This is a genomic window from Nocardioides sp. Root240 (genome assembly GCF_001428825.1).
In the GTDB taxonomy this organism is placed as follows: domain Bacteria; phylum Actinomycetota; class Actinomycetes; order Propionibacteriales; family Nocardioidaceae; genus Nocardioides.
Genome location: NZ_LMIT01000011.1, coordinates 449485 through 468145, shown reverse-complemented (window position 1 = coordinate 468145; position 18661 = coordinate 449485). Strand labels below are relative to the sequence as shown.

The following is an 18661-nucleotide window of genomic DNA, read 5'->3' as shown; positions in this document are numbered from 1 at the left end:
ACCCAGGACACAGAGGAGCACCGCCATGGCCTACTTCACCGACACCGCCGAGGTCGACAAGTACATCGGAGGCGTCTTCCGCGCCGCCGCCGACCACCCCGAGTCCGGCCCCAAGATGCGCGCCGCCAACATCGTGCTGAAGGTGTACTACACCGACCCGGCCTGCGAGATGAACGTCCTCATGCGGCCCGACGGCATGTCCACCTCGCTCGGCCCGATCGACGAGAAGGCCGATGTCGTGATGATGATGAAGTCCGACACCGGCGACAAGTTCTGGCGCGGCGACTACAACCTCGCGGTCGGCCTGGCCAAGGGCGAGGTCAAGGCCAAGGGCCCGGTCAACAAGATCCTCAAGCTGGTCCCGCTGACCAAGCCGCTGTTCCCGATGTACCGCGAGCTCGTGGCCGAGAAGGACGCGGCGAACGCATGAGCACCATGAAGGCAGCGGTCCTCAAGGGCCCGCACACCGTCGTCCTCGAGGACATCGCCCGGCCGACGATCACCGAGCCGACCGACGTCATCCTCAAGGTCGAGCGCACCGCGATCTGCGGCACGGACCTCCACCCCTACGAGAGCCGCCTGGAGCTGGAGGACGACGTCGTCCTCGGCCACGAGTTCCTCGGCACGATCGTCGCGGCCGGTCCGGGCGTGGCGAACTTCAGTGAGGGCGACCGCGTCGTCGCCTCCTGCGTCGTCAGCTGCGGTGCCTGCTACTGGTGCCGTCGCGGCAACCCGGGCCGTTGCGCCGGCGTCCGCATCTTCGGCATGGGGATCACCTTCGGCGACCTCGTCGGCGGGCAGGCGGAGTACGTCCTCGTCCCGAACGCCGACCTGACCCTCAAGGCGATCCCCGAGGGCGCGGACGACGACGACATGCTCTTCGTCGGCGACATCATCACCACCGGCTACGAAGCGGTACGACGCAGCATCCGGCCCGGCGACACCGTGGCCATCGTCGGCGCCGGCCCGGTCGGCCTGTGCGCCGCGATGTCCGCCGAGGTGCTCGGCGCCTCGCAGGTGTTCGTCGTCGACCGCGTGCCCGCCCGACTCAAGGAGGCCGAGCAGTACGGCGCGATCCCGGTCAACTTCGACGAGGTCGACCCGCAGGACGCCGTGTACGACCTCACCGACTGGCGCGGCGCCGACCTGGTGATCGACGCCGTCGGCCACGAGACCGCCCTGCAGTCGGCGACCCGGCTCGTCGCCGGGGGCGGCACGATCTCCATCCCCGGGGCGTACGTCGAGGAATCGATCCCGCTGCCCTTCGGCGAGCTGTGGATCAAGGGCGTCACCATCGAGGGAGGCGTCGCCAACATCGTCAACTACATGGACGAGGTCACCACGCTGATCATGGCCGGCAAGCTGCGCCCGTCGAGCCTGATCTCCCACCGGATGGGGCTTTCGGAGGTCTCCGAGGCCTACCGGATGTTCCACGAGCGCGAGGCGACGAAGATCGTCCTCGACCCGTCGAAGTGAGGTCAGGACGATGACGGTCACCCACCACTCCATGATCATCGGCGGCGAGGAGGTCGACACCTCCGAGCAGCTCGAGATCGTCGACCCGTCGACCGGCGAGGTCGTCGCGACGGTCGCTCGCGGCGACGAGTCGCACATCGACCTCGCGGTCGAGTCCGGCCGCAAGGCCTTCGACGCCGGCGACTGGTCGCGCGCCGCCCCGGCCGAGCGGGCCGCGGTGCTCCGCAACCTGGCGAACCTGCTGGGCGACAACATCGAGGAGATGGTCGAGGCCGAGATCCAGGCCAACGGCGCCACCGTGCGCCAGGCGACCGGCTTCCACGTCGGCCTGGCGGCCCCGCACCTGGAGTACTTCGCCCAGCTCGCGGACTCCTACGAGTGGGAGACGCCGACGAGGATCGCGGCCTTCCCGACCATCGGCCAGTCGACGGTACGACGCGAGCCGATCGGTGTCGTGGGTGCCGTCGCGCCCTGGAACTTCCCGCTCCTGCTGGGGTTGTGGAAGATGGCGCCGGCGCTGGCCGCGGGCAACAGCGTGGTGATCAAGCCCGATGAGCGGACGCCGCTCTCGACGCTGCTGTTCGCGCGTCTCGCCCTCGAGGCGGGCGTCCCGGCGGGCGTGCTCAACGTCGTCCCCGGCATCGGCCACGTCGCCGGGGCGCGGCTCGCGGCCCACCCCGGTGTCGGCAAGATCGGCTTCACCGGCTCGACCCAGGTCGGCCGCGAGATCATGCGGACGTCCGCGGACACCCTCAAGGGCGTCACCCTCGAGCTCGGCGGGAAGTCGCCGGCCATCGTCCTCGACGACGCCGACCTCGACACGACCGTCGACGGACTGCTGTGGGGCTGCATGCTCTACTCCGGCCAGATCTGCATGTCGATGACCCGGGCGCTCGTGCCCGAGCACCGCAAGGACGAGTTCGTCGACCGGCTCGTGGAGCGGGCGTCCACCATCCAGCTCGGGGGAACCCGCGACTGGGAGACCGACATGGGCCCGATCGTCTCCGCTCGCCAGCACCAGCGGGTGCTCGGCTACATCGAGTCCGGCAAGGCCGAGGGCGCGACGCTGGCCCTGGGCGGCGGCGTTCCCGAGGTGGAGGGCTTCGAGGGCGGCTACTACGTGGAGCCGACGATCTTCTCCGACGTCACGCCGGACATGACGATCGCCCGTGAGGAGATCTTCGGGCCGGTCCTCTCGGTGCTGACCTACCGCACCGAGGCCGAGGCCGTCGAGATCGCCAACGACAGCGAGTACGGACTGGCGTCGTCGATCTGGACCGCCGACAACAGCCGTGCGCTGCAGATGGCCGGCCAGGTGCAGGCCGGGACGGTCTGGATCAACGACGCCCACAAGATCAACGTCGAGGTGCCCTTCGGCGGCTACAAGCAGAGCGGTGTCGGCCGTGAGCTCGGCCCGCACGCGCTCGACCACTACACGGAGGTCAAGGACGTCTACCTCGACCTCTCCAACGACAAGGCCGCCCGTCCCTGGGACGTGCTGCTGAGCCACGCCGACGACTGAGCCGGGAACCCGGAAGAAGGACCGATCATGACTGCCACCGACAACGAGTTCGGCGTCGACTTCGACGAGCTGTTCGCCGAGGAGGAGGAAGAGGACTTCCTCCCTGCCACGGGTGTCGACAAGCCCGCGTACGCCGAGGTCGACATCTCGACCAAGGCCTTCTGGGCCCAGACCTCCGAGGTGCGCGACGAGGCGTTCGCCGAGCTGCGTCGTACCGATCCCGTCTCGTGGCAGCGCCCCGTCGAGGACGCCGTCACGCCCGACCCCGACGACCCGGGCTACTGGGCGTTGGTGAAGCACGAGCACATCACGCAGGCCTCCAAGGACAACGAGACCTTCATCTCCGGCCAGGGCGTGCTGTTCGACATGCTGCCGCGGTTGTTCCTGCAGATGACGCAGAGCTTCCTCGCGATGGACGACCCGCGGCACCAGAAGCTGCGGATGCTCGTGAGCGCCGCCTTCACGCCCAAGCAGGTCAAGAAGATCAGCGACGACATCAAGCGAGCGGCCAAGGAGATCGTCGACGACCTCGTCGCGGACGGTGCGGGTGAGGTCGAGGTCGTGTCCAAGGTCGCGGAGAAGCTGCCGAACCGCATGTTCTGCGACCTCTTCGGCGTCCCGGAGGAGCTGCGCGAGCTGACCGCGATCGCGGCGGGCGACATCATCGCGTGGGCCGACCTCGAGCGACTCGGCGACCGGATGCCCGACGAGGTCCAGGTCGAGGCGGCGGCGATCCTGCACGACATCGCCGAGCAGCTGATCGACATCCGCAAGCAGGCGGAGACCCCCGCGGAGGACCTGTTCACCAACCTGATGAACGCGGAGGTCGAGGGCGAGCACCTCAACGAGTTCGAGATCGGCGCGTTCTTCGTGCTGATGGCGGTCGCCGGTACCGACACCACCAAGCACACGACCTCGTTCGCCCTCAAGGCGCTGGCCGAGAACCCCGACCAGCTCGCCTGGCTGCGGGAGGACTTCGACGGCCGGATCGGTGTGGCGATCGAGGAGTTCATCCGCTACGCGTCGCCCGTCATGACCTTCCGCCGTACCTGCGTCAAGGAGACCGAGCTCGGCGGGAAGAAGATCATCCCCGGCGACAAGGTGGTCTTCTTCTACCCGTCCGGATCCTTCGACGAGGACGTGTTCGAGGACCCGTGGAGGTTCGACCTGGCGCGCGACCCCAACCCGCACCTGGGCTTCGGCGGCGGCGGTGTCCACTTCTGCCTCGGCAACCAGCTCGCCAAGCAGATGCTGCGCGCGATCTTCGAGGAGCTCGTCTTCCGCCTCGAGTCCTGGGAGACCGGCGAGCCGGAGCTGCTCGGCACCAACTTCATGCGTGGCGTCAAGCGGATGCCCTTCCGCTTCGTCCCGGCGATGGTCAAGGAGGCCTGACATGCGACTCGCGATCGACTACGACAAGTGCACCGGCCTGGGCCTGTGCGAGGCCGAGGCCCCCGACGTGTTCGAGGTCCAGGCGGACGGCACGCTGCTCTGCCTGGACGAGAACCCGGCCGAGACGTTGCGCGCCGAGGTGGAGGCGGCGTGCGCGTCGTGCCCCACCGAGGCACTGCGCATCATCGAGGGCTGAGGGCCGTCATGGACCCGGTGCGCGACCTCGTCGTCGTCGGTGCGTCCCTCGCCGGCCTGCGGGCCGTCGAGGCCGCGCGCCGCAAGGGGTACGACGGGCGGATCACCCTCGTGGGGGCCGAGCCGCACCTGCCCTACGACCGGCCGCCGCTGTCGAAGGCCTTCCTCGACGAGGGGACGACGCCGGAGGCGCCGCCCTTTCGCAGCGAGGAGCACCTGCGCGAGGAGCTCGGGGTCGACCTGCTCCTCGGCACCCCGGCCACCGGCCTCGACGCGTCTGACCGCGTGCTCGAGGCCGGTGACCGGGAGGTCCGCTACGACCGACTGATCGTCGCCACCGGCGCCGCCGCCCGGACCCTTCCGGGGACGGAGGGTGTGGCCGGGGTGCACGCGCTGCGCACGCTCGACGACGCCGTCGCGATCCGGACCGCCCTCGATGCGGGCGCGCGGACGGTGGTGGTCGGGGCCGGCTTCATCGGCTCGGAGGTCGCTTCCGGGGCGCGCAAGCGCGGGCTCCCCGTCACGATCGTGGAGAGCCTCGACGTCCCGCTCACCCGATCAGTGGGCCCGGACGCAGGACGCGTCTGCGCCGAACTCCACCGCGCCAACGGCGCCGATCTCCGCCTGGGGAGGGGGGTCCGTGAGCTGCTCGTCGCCGATGGTCGCGCCGTCGGTGTGCTGCTCGACGACGGCACGCGGGTCGACGCCGACCTGGTCGTCGCCGGCATCGGAGTGGTGCCGTCGACCGGCTGGCTGCGCGACTCGGGGATCGCGCTGCACGAGCGGGACGGCGCGCTGCTGTGCGACGCGACGCTGGCCACCTCGCTGCCGGGTGTCTACGGCGCCGGCGACGTCGCGTACTGGCCGAACCCGCTGTTCGACGACCAGCTGATGCGGCTCGAGCACTGGACCAACGCCGCTGAGCACGGTGCGGCGGCCGCCGCCCACGCACTCGACCCGGCGGCCGCCGTACCGGTTGCGTCGGTGCCGTACTTCTGGTCCGACTGGTACGGCCACCGGATCCAGTTCGTCGGGGTGCCGCAGGCCGACGAGGTCGTGGTCCTGGCCGAGGAGCCGTACCTCGCGCTGTACCGGAGGGGTGAGCGGGTGGTGGGAGCGCTCACCGTCGACCGGCCGACGCAGATCATGAAGCTGCGCAAGCTGGTCAGCCAACGGGCCTCGTGGACGGAGGCCCGGGAGTTCGCCGAGGGGCTGCCGGCGGTGCGCGCGCCGCAGCGGACGAGATGAACCCCCGATGACGGGGCGTGCCGCGTGGGAGCCGCGGCACGCTCTCGCCGGACGCACCGTGGTGCTGTCCGGTGGGGTGCACGGCATCGGCGGCGCACTCGCCGCAGGCCTGGGGGCGGCCGGGGCGAACGTGGTGCTGCTGACCAAGCCGGTCCGCAGCGCGGTCACGTCCGAGCTGGTGCGAGCCGTCGATGCCGTGCAGGAGGGTGGTGGCGAGTGCCTGGTGCTCGCCGCGGACCTCAGGGACGAGGACGCCGTCGTGCGGGCCGTCACGCAGGCGGTCGGGCACTTCGGCGGCATCGACGCCTGCCTCAACAATGCGAGCGCTCTCACGTTCGCCGGCACCGAGGCGATCTCCGTCGAGGCCTTCGACCTGATGCTGCAGGTCAACATCCGCGGGGCCTTCGTGCTCACGCGCGCGTGCCTGCCCGCGCTGCGCCGCTCCGCCAACCCGCACGTGCTGACGGTCTCGCCACCGCTGAACCTCGCGCCACGGTGGCTGGGTGCGCACCCGCCGTACACGTTGAGCAAGTACGGCATGACCATCCTCGCGCTCGGCTGGGCGGCCGAGTTCGCGGGCGCGGGCATCGCGTCGAACTGCCTGTGGCCGGAGCGCACGATCAGCACCGGCAACGTCGTGCACCTGCTGGGCGACGACGCGGCCCGCTTCGCACGCAGCCCCGCGGTGATGGCGGACGCGGCCGTTGCCGTCCTCGCCACGCCGGCGGCGCTCGTGACCGGCCAGTGCCTGCTCGACGTCGACGTGCTGCGCAGCGTCGGGATCGCCGACCTGGGCCGGTACGGCGGCGACGGGCCCGAGACCGACCTGTTCGTCGGTGGCTGAGCGCCCGGGGCCGCGTCAGGCCAGGCCGAGCTCCGGTTCACCCAACGGCGCGAAGTAGGCGGCCACTGTCGCGTCGTCGACCTCGCGCACGTGCGGCGGGCGCCACTGCGGGTTGCGGTCCTTGTCGACCACCTGCGCGCGCACGCCCTCGACGAAGTCGTGCGAGGCGTGGAACCGCAGTGCCAGCCGGTACTCCAGGTCGAGCGCCTCGGTGAGCGCTGCCATTCCGGCTGCCTCGCGCAGGGCGCGCAGGGTCACCCGTACGGACGTCGGCGACTTCGCCTCGATGGTCGCCGCCGCCCGGGTGGCCTCCTCGGTGCCGAGCGCCCGCAGGCGGTCCAGGATCGTGAGGACGTCGTCGCCGGCGTACGCCTCGTCGAGCCAGCTGCGCGCCTCCGTCAGTGGCGACGGGGGCGGGGGCAGCTCGGCGTCGGCGAGTGCCTCGTCGGCGTCGCGGTGCGCGAGGTCGGCCAGCAGTCCGGGGATCCGGTCGGTCGGCACGTAGTGGTCGGCGAAGCCCGTCGCGATCGCGTCCCCGGCTCCGATCGAGCCCGCCGTGAGGCCGAGGTGGGTCCCCGTCTCGCCCGGCGCGTGCGACAGCAGCCAGGTGCCGCCCACGTCGGGCAGGAACCCGATCCCCGTCTCCGGCATCCCGATCGACGAGCGCTCGGTCACGACACGCTGCGGGGCATGCGCCGACAGGCCGATCCCGCCGCCCAGGACGATGCCGTCCATGATCGCGACATAGGCCTTCGGGTACGCCGCGATGGTGGCGTTCAACCGGTACTCGTCAGCCCAGAAGCCCGCACTCTCGGTGCCTCCGGCCTTCGCGTCGCGCCACATCGCCACGATGTCGCCGCCCGCGCACAGGCCCCGCTCGCCGGCCCCCGTCAGGACGACCGTCCGCACCGAGTCGTCGTACCGCCACTCCTCGAGGGCGGCGCTGATGATGCCGACCATCTCGTGGGTGAGCGCGTTGATCGCGCGGGGGCGGTTGAGGACGATGTGCGCCGCGTGGCCGTCGCGGCGCAGCAGGACCGGGGGTTCGACCGTCATGGACGTCATTCTCGACCGTCCGGGCGGACTCAGAGCAGGACGGTCCGCGCCAGCTGCTTCAGCCGCTCCATGTGCCGTCGTGTCGGCTCCTCCCGCGGGTCGAACGAGGTGGTCAGCGCCATGCCGCGAAGGCTGGTGAAGAGCACCTCGCGCAGTCCTTCGTAGCCCGGACGGGACGCGAGCTCGGGCCCGAAGAACCCGTCCATGGCCACGCGTACGGCGCGCGCGATCTCGCGCTCGCCGGGGAGCAGCGCCTCGCGGATCTCCTCGTGGGTGCGGGCGGCGATCCACAGCTCGGTGGCGGCCCAGAAGTAGCCCTGCGTGAAGGTCGCGGCCATCGTGTCGACGACGGCGTCGATCCGCTCGCCGAGGTCGCCGGGCCACGAGTGGTCGCTGGGCAGCTCGCCGACCCGGGCCCGCGCGAGGTGCTGGGAGGCCGCGATCAGCAGCGCGTCGCGCGACGGGAAGTGGTGCAGGAGGCGTCCGCGGGAGACACCGGCGCGCTCCTGGATCCGCACGGTGGACGCGCCGCTGTAGCCGTGCTCGAGCATCACCTCGACGGCCGCGTCGAGGATCCGGCGCTGGACGTCGATCGTGCGGGTCTGCACGGCGCGGGCCATGTGGCGCTCCTCTCGAATCCGGGCAGGCAGGTGACAAACGGCGGAGTCGAAGGCTACCCTCGCACGAACCAGTCAGCACTGACTGGTTTATCCCGAACTTGCGGAGGTCCTCGTGCCCACTCCCGTCATCGTCGACGTCGCCCGTCTCGCGTCCGGCAAGGGCAAGCCGGGCGGCGCGCTGTCCGGCACCCATCCGACGTCGATGCTCGTCCACGTCCTGAAGGCGATCGTCGAGCGCAACGACCTCGACCCGGCGCTCGTCGACGACGTCATCACCGGCTGCGTCATGCAGGGCGGCGAGCAGGCGCTCAACATCGGCCGGGCCGCCGTCCTCGGCGCGGGGTTCCCCGAGTCGGTCCCCGCCACGACGATCGACCGCGCCTGCGGCTCGAGCCAGCAGGCCGTCCACTTCGCCGCGCAGGGCGTCGCCGCCGGCGCGTACGACGTCGTGATCGCCGCCGGCGTCGAGTCGATGAGCCGGGTCCCCATGGGCAGCACCACGATGGGCCAGGACAGCTCCGGCCCCGAGGTGCACGCCCGCTACCCCGAGGGCCTGGTCAACCAGGGCGTGTCGGCCGAGCTCGTCGCCCGCGACTGGAAGCTCGACCGGGCCACCCTCGACGAGTACTCCGCCGAGTCCCACCGCCGCGCTGCCGCAGCGATCGCCAACGGCGCCTTCGACAACGAGATCGTCCCGATCACGGTCACCGACGCCGAGGGCAACGCCGTCGAGCACAAGGTCGACGAGACCGTCCGCGCGAGCACCACCGCCGAGGGCCTGGGCGGCCTCAGGCCGGCCTTCCGCACCGACGAGTTCGCTGCCCGGTTCCCCGACGTCGAGTGGGCCATCCACCCCGGCAACTCCTCGCCGTTCACCGACGGCGCGTCGGCCGCGCTCATCATGAGCGAGGAGATGGCGAGCAGGCTCGGCCTGACCCCGCGCGCCCGCTTCGTGTCGTACGCCGTCACCGGCTCCGACCCGCTGATGATGCTGACCGGCCCGATCCCCGCGACCCAGAAGGCGCTGGCCAGGGCGGGCCTGGGTATCGACGACATCGACGCCTACGAGGTCAACGAGGCGTTCGCGCCCGTCCCGCTCGCCTGGGCCCACGACCTGGCGGCCGACCCGGCGAAGCTCAACCCGCTCGGCGGCGCGATCGCGCTGGGCCACGCCCTCGGCTCGTCGGGCACGCGGCTGCTCACCACCCTGGTCAACCACCTCGAGGCCACCGGCGGCCGCTACGGAATCCAGACCATGTGCGAGGCGCAGGGCATGGCCAACGCCACCATCATCGAGAAGCTCTGAGAAGGAACACCCATGCAGATCAACGACACCGTCGCCCTCGTCACCGGCGGCGCCTCCGGCCTCGGCCGCGCGACCGTCGAGGCCCTCCTCGCCAAGGGCGGCCGGGCCGTCATCCTCGACCTCCCGGGCGGCCCGGGCGAGGTCGCCGCGAAGGAGCTGGGCGACGCCGTCCGGTTCGTGCCCGGCGACGTCCGGAGCGAGGACGATGTGAACGCTGCCATCGCCGCCGCATCGGAGCTCGGCACCCTGCGGGTGGTGGTCAACTGTGCCGGCACCGGCGACGCGATCAAGACCGTCGGGCGCGACAACACGCCGTACCCGTACGACAAGTTCCAGCGGATCATCGAGATCAACCTGCTGGGCACCTTCAACGTCATCCGCCTGACGGCCGCTCACATGGCGGGGCTCGACCTGCTCGGCGAGGAGCGCGGCGTCATCATCAACACCGCGTCGGTGGCGGCCTTCGACGGCCAGATCGGCCAGGCGGCGTACTCCGCCTCCAAGGGCGGCGTGGTCGGCATGACCCTGCCCATCGCGCGCGACCTGTCGACCATCGGCATCCGCGTGGTCACCATCGCGCCGGGCCTGTTCGACACCCCGCTGCTCGCCTCGCTGCCCGAGGAGGCCCGCAAGAGCCTGGGCCAGCAGGTGCCGCACCCCTCGCGCCTCGGCGACCCGAAGGAGTACGGCGCCCTCGCCGCCCACGTGGTCGAGAACCCGATGCTCAACGGAGAGACCATCCGCCTCGACGGCGCGATCCGGATGGCGCCGCGATGACCGCTGGGACGACCAGCCTCAACCTGCGCGGCGGCTTCTACACCGAGGACCACGAGGCCTACCGCGCGTCGGTCCGGGAGTTCGTGCGCCGCGAGGTCGAGCCGCACCACCTCGAGTGGGAGGACGAGCGACTGGTCCCGCGCAGCGCGTGGCAGGCCGCGGGCAAGAACGGCATCCTCGGTCTCGCCGTCCCGGAGCAGTACGGCGGTGGCGGCGAGCCCGACTTCCGCTACCCGATGGTCGTGGCCGAGGAGCTCGCGGCGATCGGCGCGACCTCGTACTGCCTGGGCCTGCGCCTGCAGGACGACATCGTGCTGCCGTACCTCCTCGAGCTGTGCACCGACGAGCAGAAGCAGCGCTGGCTGCCCGGCGCCGCGTCGGGCGAGCTGGTGCTCGCGATCGCGATGACCGAGCCGGGTGCCGGCAGCGACCTGCAGGGCATCCGCACGACCGCGGTCCGCGACGGGGACGGCTGGGTGCTCAACGGGCAGAAGACGTTCATCACCAACGGCATCAACGCCGACCTGGTGGTCGTCTTCGCGAAGACCGACCCGGACGCCGGCTCGCGCGGCTTCAGCCTGTTCGTGGTCGAGCGCGACGACCCGGGCTTCTCCCGCGGCCGCAAGCTCGACAAGGTCGGCCTCGCCGGCCAGGACACCGCGGAGCTGGTCTTCGAGGACGTCCGCGTGGGTGCCGAGAACGTGCTGGGCGAGGTCGGGCAGGGCCTGATCTACCTGATGCAACGGCTCCCGAAGGAGAGGCTCTCGCTGGCCATGCAGGCGCTCGCGTCCGCCGAGGCCGCGGTGCGGTGGACCCAGGACTACGTCTTCGACCGCACCGCCTTCGGGCAGCGCGTCGGTGACCTGCAGGCCACCCGCTTCGAGCTCGCCGAGCTCGAGACGGAGGTCGAGATCACCCGCGCGTACGTCCAGAACGCCGCACTGGCGCTCAACGAGCACACGCTGACGACGGCCGAGGCCTCGAAGGCGAAGCTCTGGGCGACCGAGATGCAGGTGCGGGTCACGAGCCGCTGCCTGCAGCTGTTCGGCGGCTACGGGTTCATGAACGAGTACCCGATCGGCCGGGCCTTCCGCGACAGCCGGGTGCAGACGATCTACGGCGGGACCAGCCAGATCATGAAGGAGATCATCGGCCGCGACATCGCCGGCCGCTACGCGAAGGACGCCACCCGATGAGCACGGAGACCAACAGCACCATCAAGCTGGGCATGATCGTCGACTACGCCGGCGGGTTCGGCGAGACCGTCGAGCTGATGCAGGCCTACGAGCAGGTCGGCCTCGAGCTCGCCGCCGTCCCGGAGGCCTACTCCTTCGACGCCGCGAGCCAGCTCGGCTACCTGGCGGCGAAGACCGAGAAGCTCCAGCTCATGTCGGCGATCTTCCAGATCTACTCCCGCACCCCGTCGCTGATCGCGATGACCGCGGCCGGCCTGGACTACGTCTCGGGCGGTCGCTTCATCCTCGGCCTCGGGGCCTCCGGCCCCCAGGTCGTCGAGGGATTCCACGGTCTCAAGTACGACGCCCAGCTGGGCCGCACGCGTGAGGTCGTCGACATCTGCCGCCAGGTCTGGCGGCGCGAGCCCGTCGTCCACCGCGGCAGGAACTACACCGTGCCGCTCACCAAGGAGGACGGTGGCTCGGGCCTCGGCAAGCCGCTGAAGATCATCAACCACCCGGTCCGCAGCGAGATCCCGGTCTCGATCGCCGCGCTGGGGGAGAAGAACGTGACGCTGGTCGCGGAGATCTCGCAGGGTTGGCAGCCGCTGTTCTTCCACCCGCTCAAGGCCCAGCAGGCCTGGGGCGACGCGCTGGCCGCCGGCTTCGAGAAGCGCGACCCGGCCCTCGGCGAGCTCGACATCCAGCTGCAGGTGAACTTCCACGTGGGGGAGCCGCCGGCCGAGGTGGTGCAGAAGGTCCGCGACCAGCTGGCGCTCTACATCGGCGGCATGGGTGCGCGCGACAAGAACTTCTACAACCAGCTCGCCTGCCGCTACGGCTACGAGGACGAGGCCAAGGAGATCCAGGACCTCTACCTCGCCGGCCGGAAGGGAGAGGCCGCCGCCGTCGTACCGCAGGACCTGGTGGAGGCGGTCACCCTGATGGGTGACGAGGCGTCGATCGCGCGTCAGGTCGAGGAGTTCCACGCCGCCGGGGTGCGCACCTTCCTGCTCAACCCGATGGCCGTCGACCCGGCCGACCGGGTGGCGCACGTGCGCACCCTCGCCGGCATCGTCGCGGGCCAGGGGGTGCCGGCATGACGACGATCAGCATCCTCGGCGGCACCGGCCCGCAGGGCCGTGGCCTCGCCCGCCGGTTCGCCGACGGCGGCCTGAAGGTCGTGCTCGGCAGCCGGACCGCCGAGCGGGCCGACGAGATCGCGGCCGAGCTGGCCGCGGAGACCGGCGGCGACGTGACCGGCGCCGACAACCGCGGCGCCGCGGCGACCGGCGACATCGTGCTCGTCGTGGTGCCGTGGGACGGCCACGCCCAGCTCCTCACCGAGCTGCGCGAGCCGCTGCGCGGCAAGGTCGTCGTCGACTGCGTGAACCCGCTGGGCTTCGACAAGCTGGGGCCCTACGCGCTGCCGGTGCTGGAGGGATCGGCAGCCGAGCAGGCCCAGCAGCTGCTGCCCGACAGCACGGTGGTCGCGGCCTTCCACCACCTCAGCGCGGTGCTGCTCGAGGACCCCGAGGTCACCGACCTCGCGACCGACGTCCTCGTGCTCGGTGACGACCGCGAGGCCGTGGATGCCGTCATCGGTCTCGCCGCGGTGCTGCCCGGCGTGCGTGGCGTCTTCGGCGGGCGGATCCGCAACGCCCACCAGGTCGAGGCGATGACCGCCAACCTGATCGCGATCAACAAGCGCTACAAGGCACACGCCGGCGTCCGCATCACCGACGTCTGACGACTCCTGCACCCCGGGGTGGAACTCGTTCTACTCTGGGGTGCATGAGTGCTCCCTCCCGCCGCGCCGTCGTCACCGGCGCCGGCCCCGGCTCGATCGGGGAGGCCGTCGCGCGCGCCCTCGACGCCGAGGGCTGGGACGTCGTCGTGACGACCCGCTCGAAGCCGGTCGAGGACCTGAGCTGGCAGCCGCTCGACCTGGCCGACCGTGGGTCGGTCGCCCGCTTCGCCCACTGGTACGCCGACCGGTCCGACCGTCTCGACCTGCTGGTCAACAGCGCGGGCATCCACCTCGACCTGGGCTCGCGGTGGCAGGAGCCGCAGCTGCTCGACGGCCACGAGATCCACTGGCGCACCAACTACCTGGGCACCGTCGACCTCACGACCGCCCTCCTCCCGGCCCTGCTCACCGCCGCGGGCGCGACCGGTGACGCCCGCGTCCTGCACCTCGTCTCCCAGCTGCACGACCGCGGCACGGTCGACGGGTTGCTCGGCCGGCCGGTCGACTACGACTCGTGGGCGGCGTACGGCACCTCCAAGCTCGGCCTGGTCCACCACGCCGCCTCGCTCGTCGCCGAGCACGGCGACCGCGGGCTGCGGGTCATCCCGGTGCACCCGGGGGCGGTGTCGACCAATATCGCGAACCGTGGCCTCGAGACCCGGCCGGTGCTGCGCCGGCTGCGCAACCTGGCCCGGCCGCTCGAGCGCCGTGTGCTGATGTCTCCGGAGGCGTCAGCGGCACTGCTCGTGCGCCTCGCCACCGAGGAGGCGACCCCGTCGTCGTACCACCACAAGGGGCACGTCACCGACCCCTCCGCCGCCGCGCGCGACCTGGCGGCCCGCCGCGAGCTGGCCGACCGGACCCGGGACTGGCTGGCCCGCTGACCCACGAACCGTGGCTGGTGGCACCACGAACCGTGGCTAGTGGCACCACGAACCGTGGCTAGTGGCACCACGAACCGTGGCTAGTGGCACTGCGAACCGTGGAGACTGGCGCCAAGCCCCACGGTTGGTGGTGCCATGACCCACGGTTCGTGGTGCCAGGACCCACGGTTGGTGGTGCCAGGACCCACGGTTGGTGGTGCCAGGACCCACGGTTGGTGGTGCCATGACCCACGGTTCGTGGTGCCAGGACCCACGGTTGGTGGTGCCATGACCCACGGTTCGTGGTGCCATGACCCACGGTTCGTGGTGCCATGACCCACGGTTCGTGGGGGCTAGGAGCGGGAGGCCAGCAGTTCCGCGAGGTGCAGCGGCTGCGCGGTGGGGGCCAGCTCGTCGAGCTGGGTGCGGCACGAGAAGCCGTCGGCCAGCACGACCGCGCCCTCCGGCGCCTGCCGGACGGCGGGCAGCAGGTTGGCCTCGGCGACCGCGAGCGAGACCTCGTAGTGGCCCTGCTCGACACCGAAGTTGCCGGCCATGCCGCAGCAGCCGGCGACGGCCTGCACCGATGCGCCGGCCCGCTCCAGCAGCGCCTTGTCGGTCTCCCAACCCATGACCGCGTGGTGGTGGCAGTGCGGCTGCGCGACGACGGTCACGCCGGACAGGTCGGGCGGCGTCCAGCCGTCGGTGCGCGCGAGCAGCTCGGCCAGGGTGACCGTGGCGCCGGCGACCGCGGCCGCGTCCTCGCCCGGGACCAGCTCGGTCAGCTCGTGGCGGAGCACGGCGGTGCACGACGGCTCGATGCCGACCACCGGCAGCCCGGCCTTCGCGTCGGCCGCCAGTGCGTCGACCATCGAGCGCAGCCGCCGGGCCGCGCCGTCGAGCTGGCCGGTGCTGATCCACGGCAGGCCGCAGCACTCCTGGTGGCGGGTGATCCTCGGTGCGTACCCGGCCTCGCGCAGCACCGCTGCCGCCGCGTCCGCGACGTGCGGTGCGAAGTGGTTGGTGAAGGAGTCGACGAAGAGCACGACCGGCGTCCCGGTCTGGCCGGCCGGCGCGGAGAAGGTACGGCGGAAGGTGCGCCGCGCGAACGACGGCATCCGCCGTCGCGTGTCGACGCCCGAGGCCTTCAGCGCGAGCGTGCGCACCCAGTCGATGTCCATCGACTTGTTGGCCAGGCGCGGGGTCAGTGACCCGACCTTCGCCCACCGGGGGAGCCAGCCGACGACGTAGTGGCTGCGCGGCCGGATCCGCCGCTTGTAGGTCTGGTGCAGGACCTCGGCCTTGTAGCTGGCCATGTCGGTGCCGGTGGGGCAGTCGGACGCGCAGCCCTTGCACGACAGGCAGAGGTCGAGTGCCTCGTGCACGGCCGGCGATCCCCACGAGATGTCGCTGTCGCCGTTGACGATCTCCTGCAGCAGCCGCGCCCGGCCGCGGGTCGAGTGGATCTCCTCGCGGGTGGCCTGGAAGGACGGGCACATCACGCCGCCCGAACCCGAGTTGTCGGCCCGGCACTTGCCGACGCCGGTGCAGCGGTGGACCGCCTGGCCGAAGTCGCCGCCGTCGCTGGCGTAGGCCATCGCGAGGCTCTTGGTCAGCTTCGCGGTGGAGGTGTAGCGCAGGTCGGCGGTCAGCGGCGCGGCGTCGACGATGATGCCCGGGTTGAGCAGGTCGTCGGGGTCGAAGGCCTTCTTGACGCCGGACATCAGCGCGAGCGCGGCGGGGGAGTACATCCGCGGCAGCAGCTCACTGCGCGCCCGGCCGTCACCGTGCTCGCCCGACAGCGAGCCGCCGAGCGAGGACACCAGGTCGGCGGCGTCCTCGACGAACGCGCGGTAGCGGTCCGGGCCGTCGGGGGAGTCGAACGCGAAGTCCATCCGCACGTGCACGCAGCCCTCGCCGAAGTGCCCGAAGGGCATCGCGGTCAGGCCGTGCTCGTCGAGCAGGGCGTCGAAGCTGGTGAGGTAGGTCCCCAGCCGGTCCGGCGGTACGGCGGCGTCCTCCCAGCCCGCCCACGCGGGACGGCCGGAGGGGGCGCGACCGGCGAGGCCGGCACCGTCGGCGCGGATCTTCCAGAGCCGGTCGGCCGTGCGCGGGTCGTCGACGACGAGGGCCGAGACGCCGAGGCCCGCACCGGCCAGCAGGTCGGCCTGGCGTCGTACCTCGTCGGGGTCGTCGGCCGACAGCTCGACGAACATCCAGGCGTCACCGGCCGGCAGCGGCGGCACCGCGCCCGGGCCGCGTCGCTCGAGGATGACGTCGACGATGCGCCGGTCGATGCCCTCGCAGGCCGAGGGCGCGAACTCCAGCACCCGCGGCGTCGCGTGGCCCGCGGTCGGGAAGTCGGGGAAGCCGAGGACGATCATCAGCGAGTGCTTCGGGTTGCGCACCAGCCGCACCGTCGCCTCGGTCAGCACGGCGAGCGTGCCCTCGGAGCCGACCAGCGCACGGGTCGGGTTGAACCGCTCGGGCAGCAGGTGCTCGACCGCGAGGCCGGACACGTGGCGCCCGAAGGTGCCGAACTCGGTCCGCGCCGTCGCGAGGTCCTTCGCGATGACCTGCTCGACCCGGGACAGGACGTCGCCGTCGGCGGACCATCCGTCCGGACCCGTGACCAGCGCGGTGCCGTCGGCGAGGAACCCGCGCAGCCCCAGGGTGTTGTGCGAGGTCCGGCCGAACGCGAGCGAGCGCGCGCCGCACGCGTCGTTGCCGATCATCCCGCCGATCGTGCAGCGGGTGCTGGTCGACGGGTCGGGCCCGAACTTCAGCCCGTACGACGCCACCGCCTTCTGCAGCTGCGCCTGCACCACGCCCGGCTGCACCACGGCGGTCGCCGCGTCGGCGTCCACCGAGAGCACCTGGTTCATGTGCCGGCTGAAGTCGAGCACGATGCCCGGGCCGATCGCGTTGCCCGCGACCGACGTACCGGCTCCCCGGGCGGTGACGGACAGCCCCAGCTCCCGGGCGGCGGCCAGCGTCGCACGGACCTCGTCGGCCGCGTGCGGGAACACCACCGCGGCGGGCGGCACGCGGTAGAGCGATGCGTCGGAGGAGTACGCGGCGAGGACGGCCGCGTCGTCGCTGACGTCGGTTGCTCCGTGCCGCCGGATCTCGGGAACGATGCCGGGCACGGACCGAAATCTATCGGGTCGCCACGTCGATAGGCTCAGCAGCATGAGCGATGAGAAGCGGTTCACCCTCACCCGCGACGGCCACGTCGCCACCGTGGAGCTGGCCGGGCCGGGCGGCAAGGCAGTCATGGACGAGCGCTTCTTCGCCGAGCTCGCCGAGACCTTCACCGCGCTGGACGCCGACGCCGACGTCCGCGCCATCGTCGTGACGGGCGCTGGCCCGCACTTCTCCTTCGGCCTCGACCTCGCCGGCGCGGCCGCCACCTTCGTCCCGATGCGGACCGCGACCCACGCCGGCGCCCGCCAGGAGCTGCTCGCCCTCATCCGCCGCTGGCAGGCCGCCCTCGACGTGGTCGCCGGCGTCCGCAAGCCCACCGTCGCCGCCGTCACCGGCTGGTGCATCGGTGGCGGCGTCGACCTCGCCGTCGCCTGCGACGTCCGGATCGCCTCCGCGGACGCGCAGTTCAGCGTCCGCGAGGCCAAGGTCGGCATCGTCGCCGACCTCGGCAGCCTCCAACGCCTCGTCGGCGTGATCGGCGACGGCCACCTCCGCGAGCTGGCCCTGACCGGCGACGACATCGCCGCCGACCGCGCCGCCGCCGTCGGCCTGGTCAACCACGTCCACGCCGACGCGCCCGCCGCGCTGGCCGCCGCCCAGGACCTGGCTGCCCGGATGGCCGCGAACTCGCCGCTCGTCCTGCGCGGCGTGAAGGACGTCCTCGACGCCGAGCGCGGCCCGCGGGTCGAGGCCGGACTGCGCTACACCGCCGTGTGGAACGCCGCCTTCCTGCTGAGCAACGACCTCGACGAGGCGATCACGTCCTTCGTCGAGCGCCGCCCGCCGGAGTTCACCGGCCGCTGAACCCTGGTCTCGTGACGCGCCACGACCTCGCTTGCTTCGCTGCGCGAGCTCGCCGGCGCTCCTCGACCTTCGGCCTCGTTCGCCGCCTTCGTCCCTCAGGCGTCGCGGCCTCGCTTGGCCAGGGTGATCCGCGCGACCTCGCGCCCGTAGCTGATCGGTACGGCGCCCAGCGCCAGCGCCCGCTGCCGCATCGGCTCCCGCACGTCGAAGTGCTCCGTCGTCGTCCCCTCGTTCTGGATCCACCGGGGGTCGATGCCGAGCCGCTCCGCGAACGCGATCAGCTCCCGCTGCCCCTCCTCGCCGGGCAGGTCGGACAGCAGGTGCGACCAGACACCCTCGACCGGTCCGACCCGGGCCGCGAGCTGCATGTCGTCGACGTAGATGGTCACGGGGTCATCGTCTCGCACTTGTCCGGGATCTTGGCGG

At 71.8% G+C, this 18661-nt stretch carries 18 protein-coding genes; 14 read left to right on the top strand and 4 right to left on the bottom strand.

What is annotated here, in order from left to right:
* Window positions 1–25: 25 nt before the first annotated feature.
* The 7 genes from ASE20_RS16280 to ASE20_RS16250 are packed head-to-tail and all read left to right on the top strand — an operon-like array spanning window position 26 to window position 6677.
* Complete coding sequence (locus ASE20_RS16280; protein WP_056895593.1) at window positions 26–430, top strand: hypothetical protein; 405 nt, start codon at window positions 26–28, stop codon at window positions 428–430.
* Window positions 427–1476, top strand: coding sequence for an alcohol dehydrogenase catalytic domain-containing protein (locus ASE20_RS16275; protein WP_056895592.1), 1050 nt, complete (start codon window positions 427–429; stop codon window positions 1474–1476). Before ASE20_RS16280 ends, ASE20_RS16275 begins: the two co-directional genes overlap by 4 nt.
* Window positions 1477–1486: 10 nt before the next feature.
* Window positions 1487–2998, top strand: coding sequence for an aldehyde dehydrogenase family protein (locus ASE20_RS16270; protein WP_056895591.1), 1512 nt, complete (start codon window positions 1487–1489; stop codon window positions 2996–2998).
* A gap of 27 nt (window positions 2999–3025) precedes the next feature.
* Window positions 3026–4390: a cytochrome P450 gene (locus tag ASE20_RS16265; protein ID WP_056895590.1), complete on the top strand. Its 1365-nt coding sequence runs from the start codon at window positions 3026–3028 to the stop codon at window positions 4388–4390.
* A gap of 1 nt (window position 4391) precedes the next feature.
* A complete protein-coding gene (locus ASE20_RS16260; protein ID WP_056895589.1) occupies window positions 4392–4586 on the top strand; it encodes a ferredoxin in 195 nt (64 codons plus the stop codon).
* 8 nt (window positions 4587–4594) lie between these two features.
* Window positions 4595–5833, top strand: a complete 1239-nt coding sequence (locus tag ASE20_RS16255) for an NAD(P)/FAD-dependent oxidoreductase (protein ID WP_056895588.1) — start codon at window positions 4595–4597, stop codon at window positions 5831–5833.
* Between the two features lie 7 nt (window positions 5834–5840).
* Window positions 5841–6677: an SDR family oxidoreductase gene (locus ASE20_RS16250; protein ID WP_056895587.1), complete on the top strand. Its 837-nt coding sequence runs from the start codon at window positions 5841–5843 to the stop codon at window positions 6675–6677.
* 15 nt (window positions 6678–6692) lie between these two features.
* On the opposite strand, the gene ASE20_RS16245 is transcribed toward ASE20_RS16250, so the two are convergent.
* Window positions 6693–7733, bottom strand: coding sequence for an enoyl-CoA hydratase/isomerase family protein (locus ASE20_RS16245; RefSeq protein WP_056895586.1), 1041 nt, complete (start codon window positions 7731–7733; stop codon window positions 6693–6695).
* 29 nt (window positions 7734–7762) lie between these two features.
* Window positions 7763–8353 (bottom strand): TetR/AcrR family transcriptional regulator, encoded by a 591-nt coding sequence (locus tag ASE20_RS16240; RefSeq protein WP_056895585.1) that lies wholly within the window; start codon window positions 8351–8353, stop codon window positions 7763–7765.
* A gap of 112 nt (window positions 8354–8465) precedes the next feature.
* On the opposite strand from ASE20_RS16240, the gene ASE20_RS16235 reads away from it, so the two are divergent.
* Genes ASE20_RS16235 through ASE20_RS16210 form a run of 6 tightly spaced genes read left to right on the top strand, consistent with a single transcriptional unit; the run spans window position 8466 to window position 14245 of the window.
* Window positions 8466–9659: a thiolase family protein gene (locus ASE20_RS16235; protein ID WP_056895584.1), complete on the top strand. Its 1194-nt coding sequence runs from the start codon at window positions 8466–8468 to the stop codon at window positions 9657–9659.
* Between the two features lie 12 nt (window positions 9660–9671).
* The gene (locus tag ASE20_RS16230; RefSeq protein ID WP_056895583.1) at window positions 9672–10436 is read left to right on the top strand and encodes a 3-hydroxyacyl-CoA dehydrogenase; all 765 of its coding nucleotides are present in this window, start codon (window positions 9672–9674) and stop codon (window positions 10434–10436) included.
* Window positions 10433–11632, top strand: coding sequence for an acyl-CoA dehydrogenase family protein (locus ASE20_RS16225; protein ID WP_164483677.1), 1200 nt, complete (start codon window positions 10433–10435; stop codon window positions 11630–11632). Before ASE20_RS16230 ends, ASE20_RS16225 begins: the two co-directional genes overlap by 4 nt.
* Window positions 11629–12714 carry an LLM class F420-dependent oxidoreductase gene (locus ASE20_RS16220; RefSeq protein ID WP_225869068.1) on the top strand — a complete coding sequence of 362 codons (1086 nt, stop codon included), beginning with the start codon at window positions 11629–11631 and terminating at the stop codon, window positions 12712–12714. The genes ASE20_RS16225 and ASE20_RS16220 overlap by 4 nt, the downstream gene beginning before the upstream one ends.
* A complete protein-coding gene (npdG, locus tag ASE20_RS16215) occupies window positions 12711–13361 on the top strand; it encodes an NADPH-dependent F420 reductase (protein ID WP_056895582.1) in 651 nt (216 codons plus the stop codon). The genes ASE20_RS16220 and npdG overlap by 4 nt, the downstream gene beginning before the upstream one ends.
* A 44-nt stretch (window positions 13362–13405) precedes the next feature.
* On the top strand, window positions 13406–14245 hold the full coding sequence (locus ASE20_RS16210) for an SDR family NAD(P)-dependent oxidoreductase (protein WP_056895581.1): 840 nt from the start codon (window positions 13406–13408) through the stop codon (window positions 14243–14245).
* A 332-nt stretch (window positions 14246–14577) separates the two neighbouring features.
* Here ASE20_RS16210 and ASE20_RS16205 read toward each other — a convergent pair whose 3' ends face one another.
* The gene (locus ASE20_RS16205; RefSeq protein ID WP_056895580.1) at window positions 14578–17373 is read right to left on the bottom strand and encodes an FAD-binding and (Fe-S)-binding domain-containing protein; all 2796 of its coding nucleotides are present in this window, start codon (window positions 17371–17373) and stop codon (window positions 14578–14580) included.
* Window positions 17374–17416: 43 nt separating this feature from the next.
* Between ASE20_RS16205 and ASE20_RS16200 the strand changes: the two genes are divergently transcribed.
* Window positions 17417–18235 (top strand): crotonase/enoyl-CoA hydratase family protein, encoded by an 819-nt coding sequence (locus ASE20_RS16200; protein WP_056895579.1) that lies wholly within the window; start codon window positions 17417–17419, stop codon window positions 18233–18235.
* Window positions 18236–18330: 95 nt separating this feature from the next.
* On the opposite strand, the gene ASE20_RS16195 is transcribed toward ASE20_RS16200, so the two are convergent.
* Entirely contained in the window at window positions 18331–18624 is a 294-nt protein-coding gene (locus ASE20_RS16195; protein WP_056895578.1) for a DUF4031 domain-containing protein, read from the bottom strand.
* Between the last annotated feature and the right edge of the window lie 37 nt (window positions 18625–18661).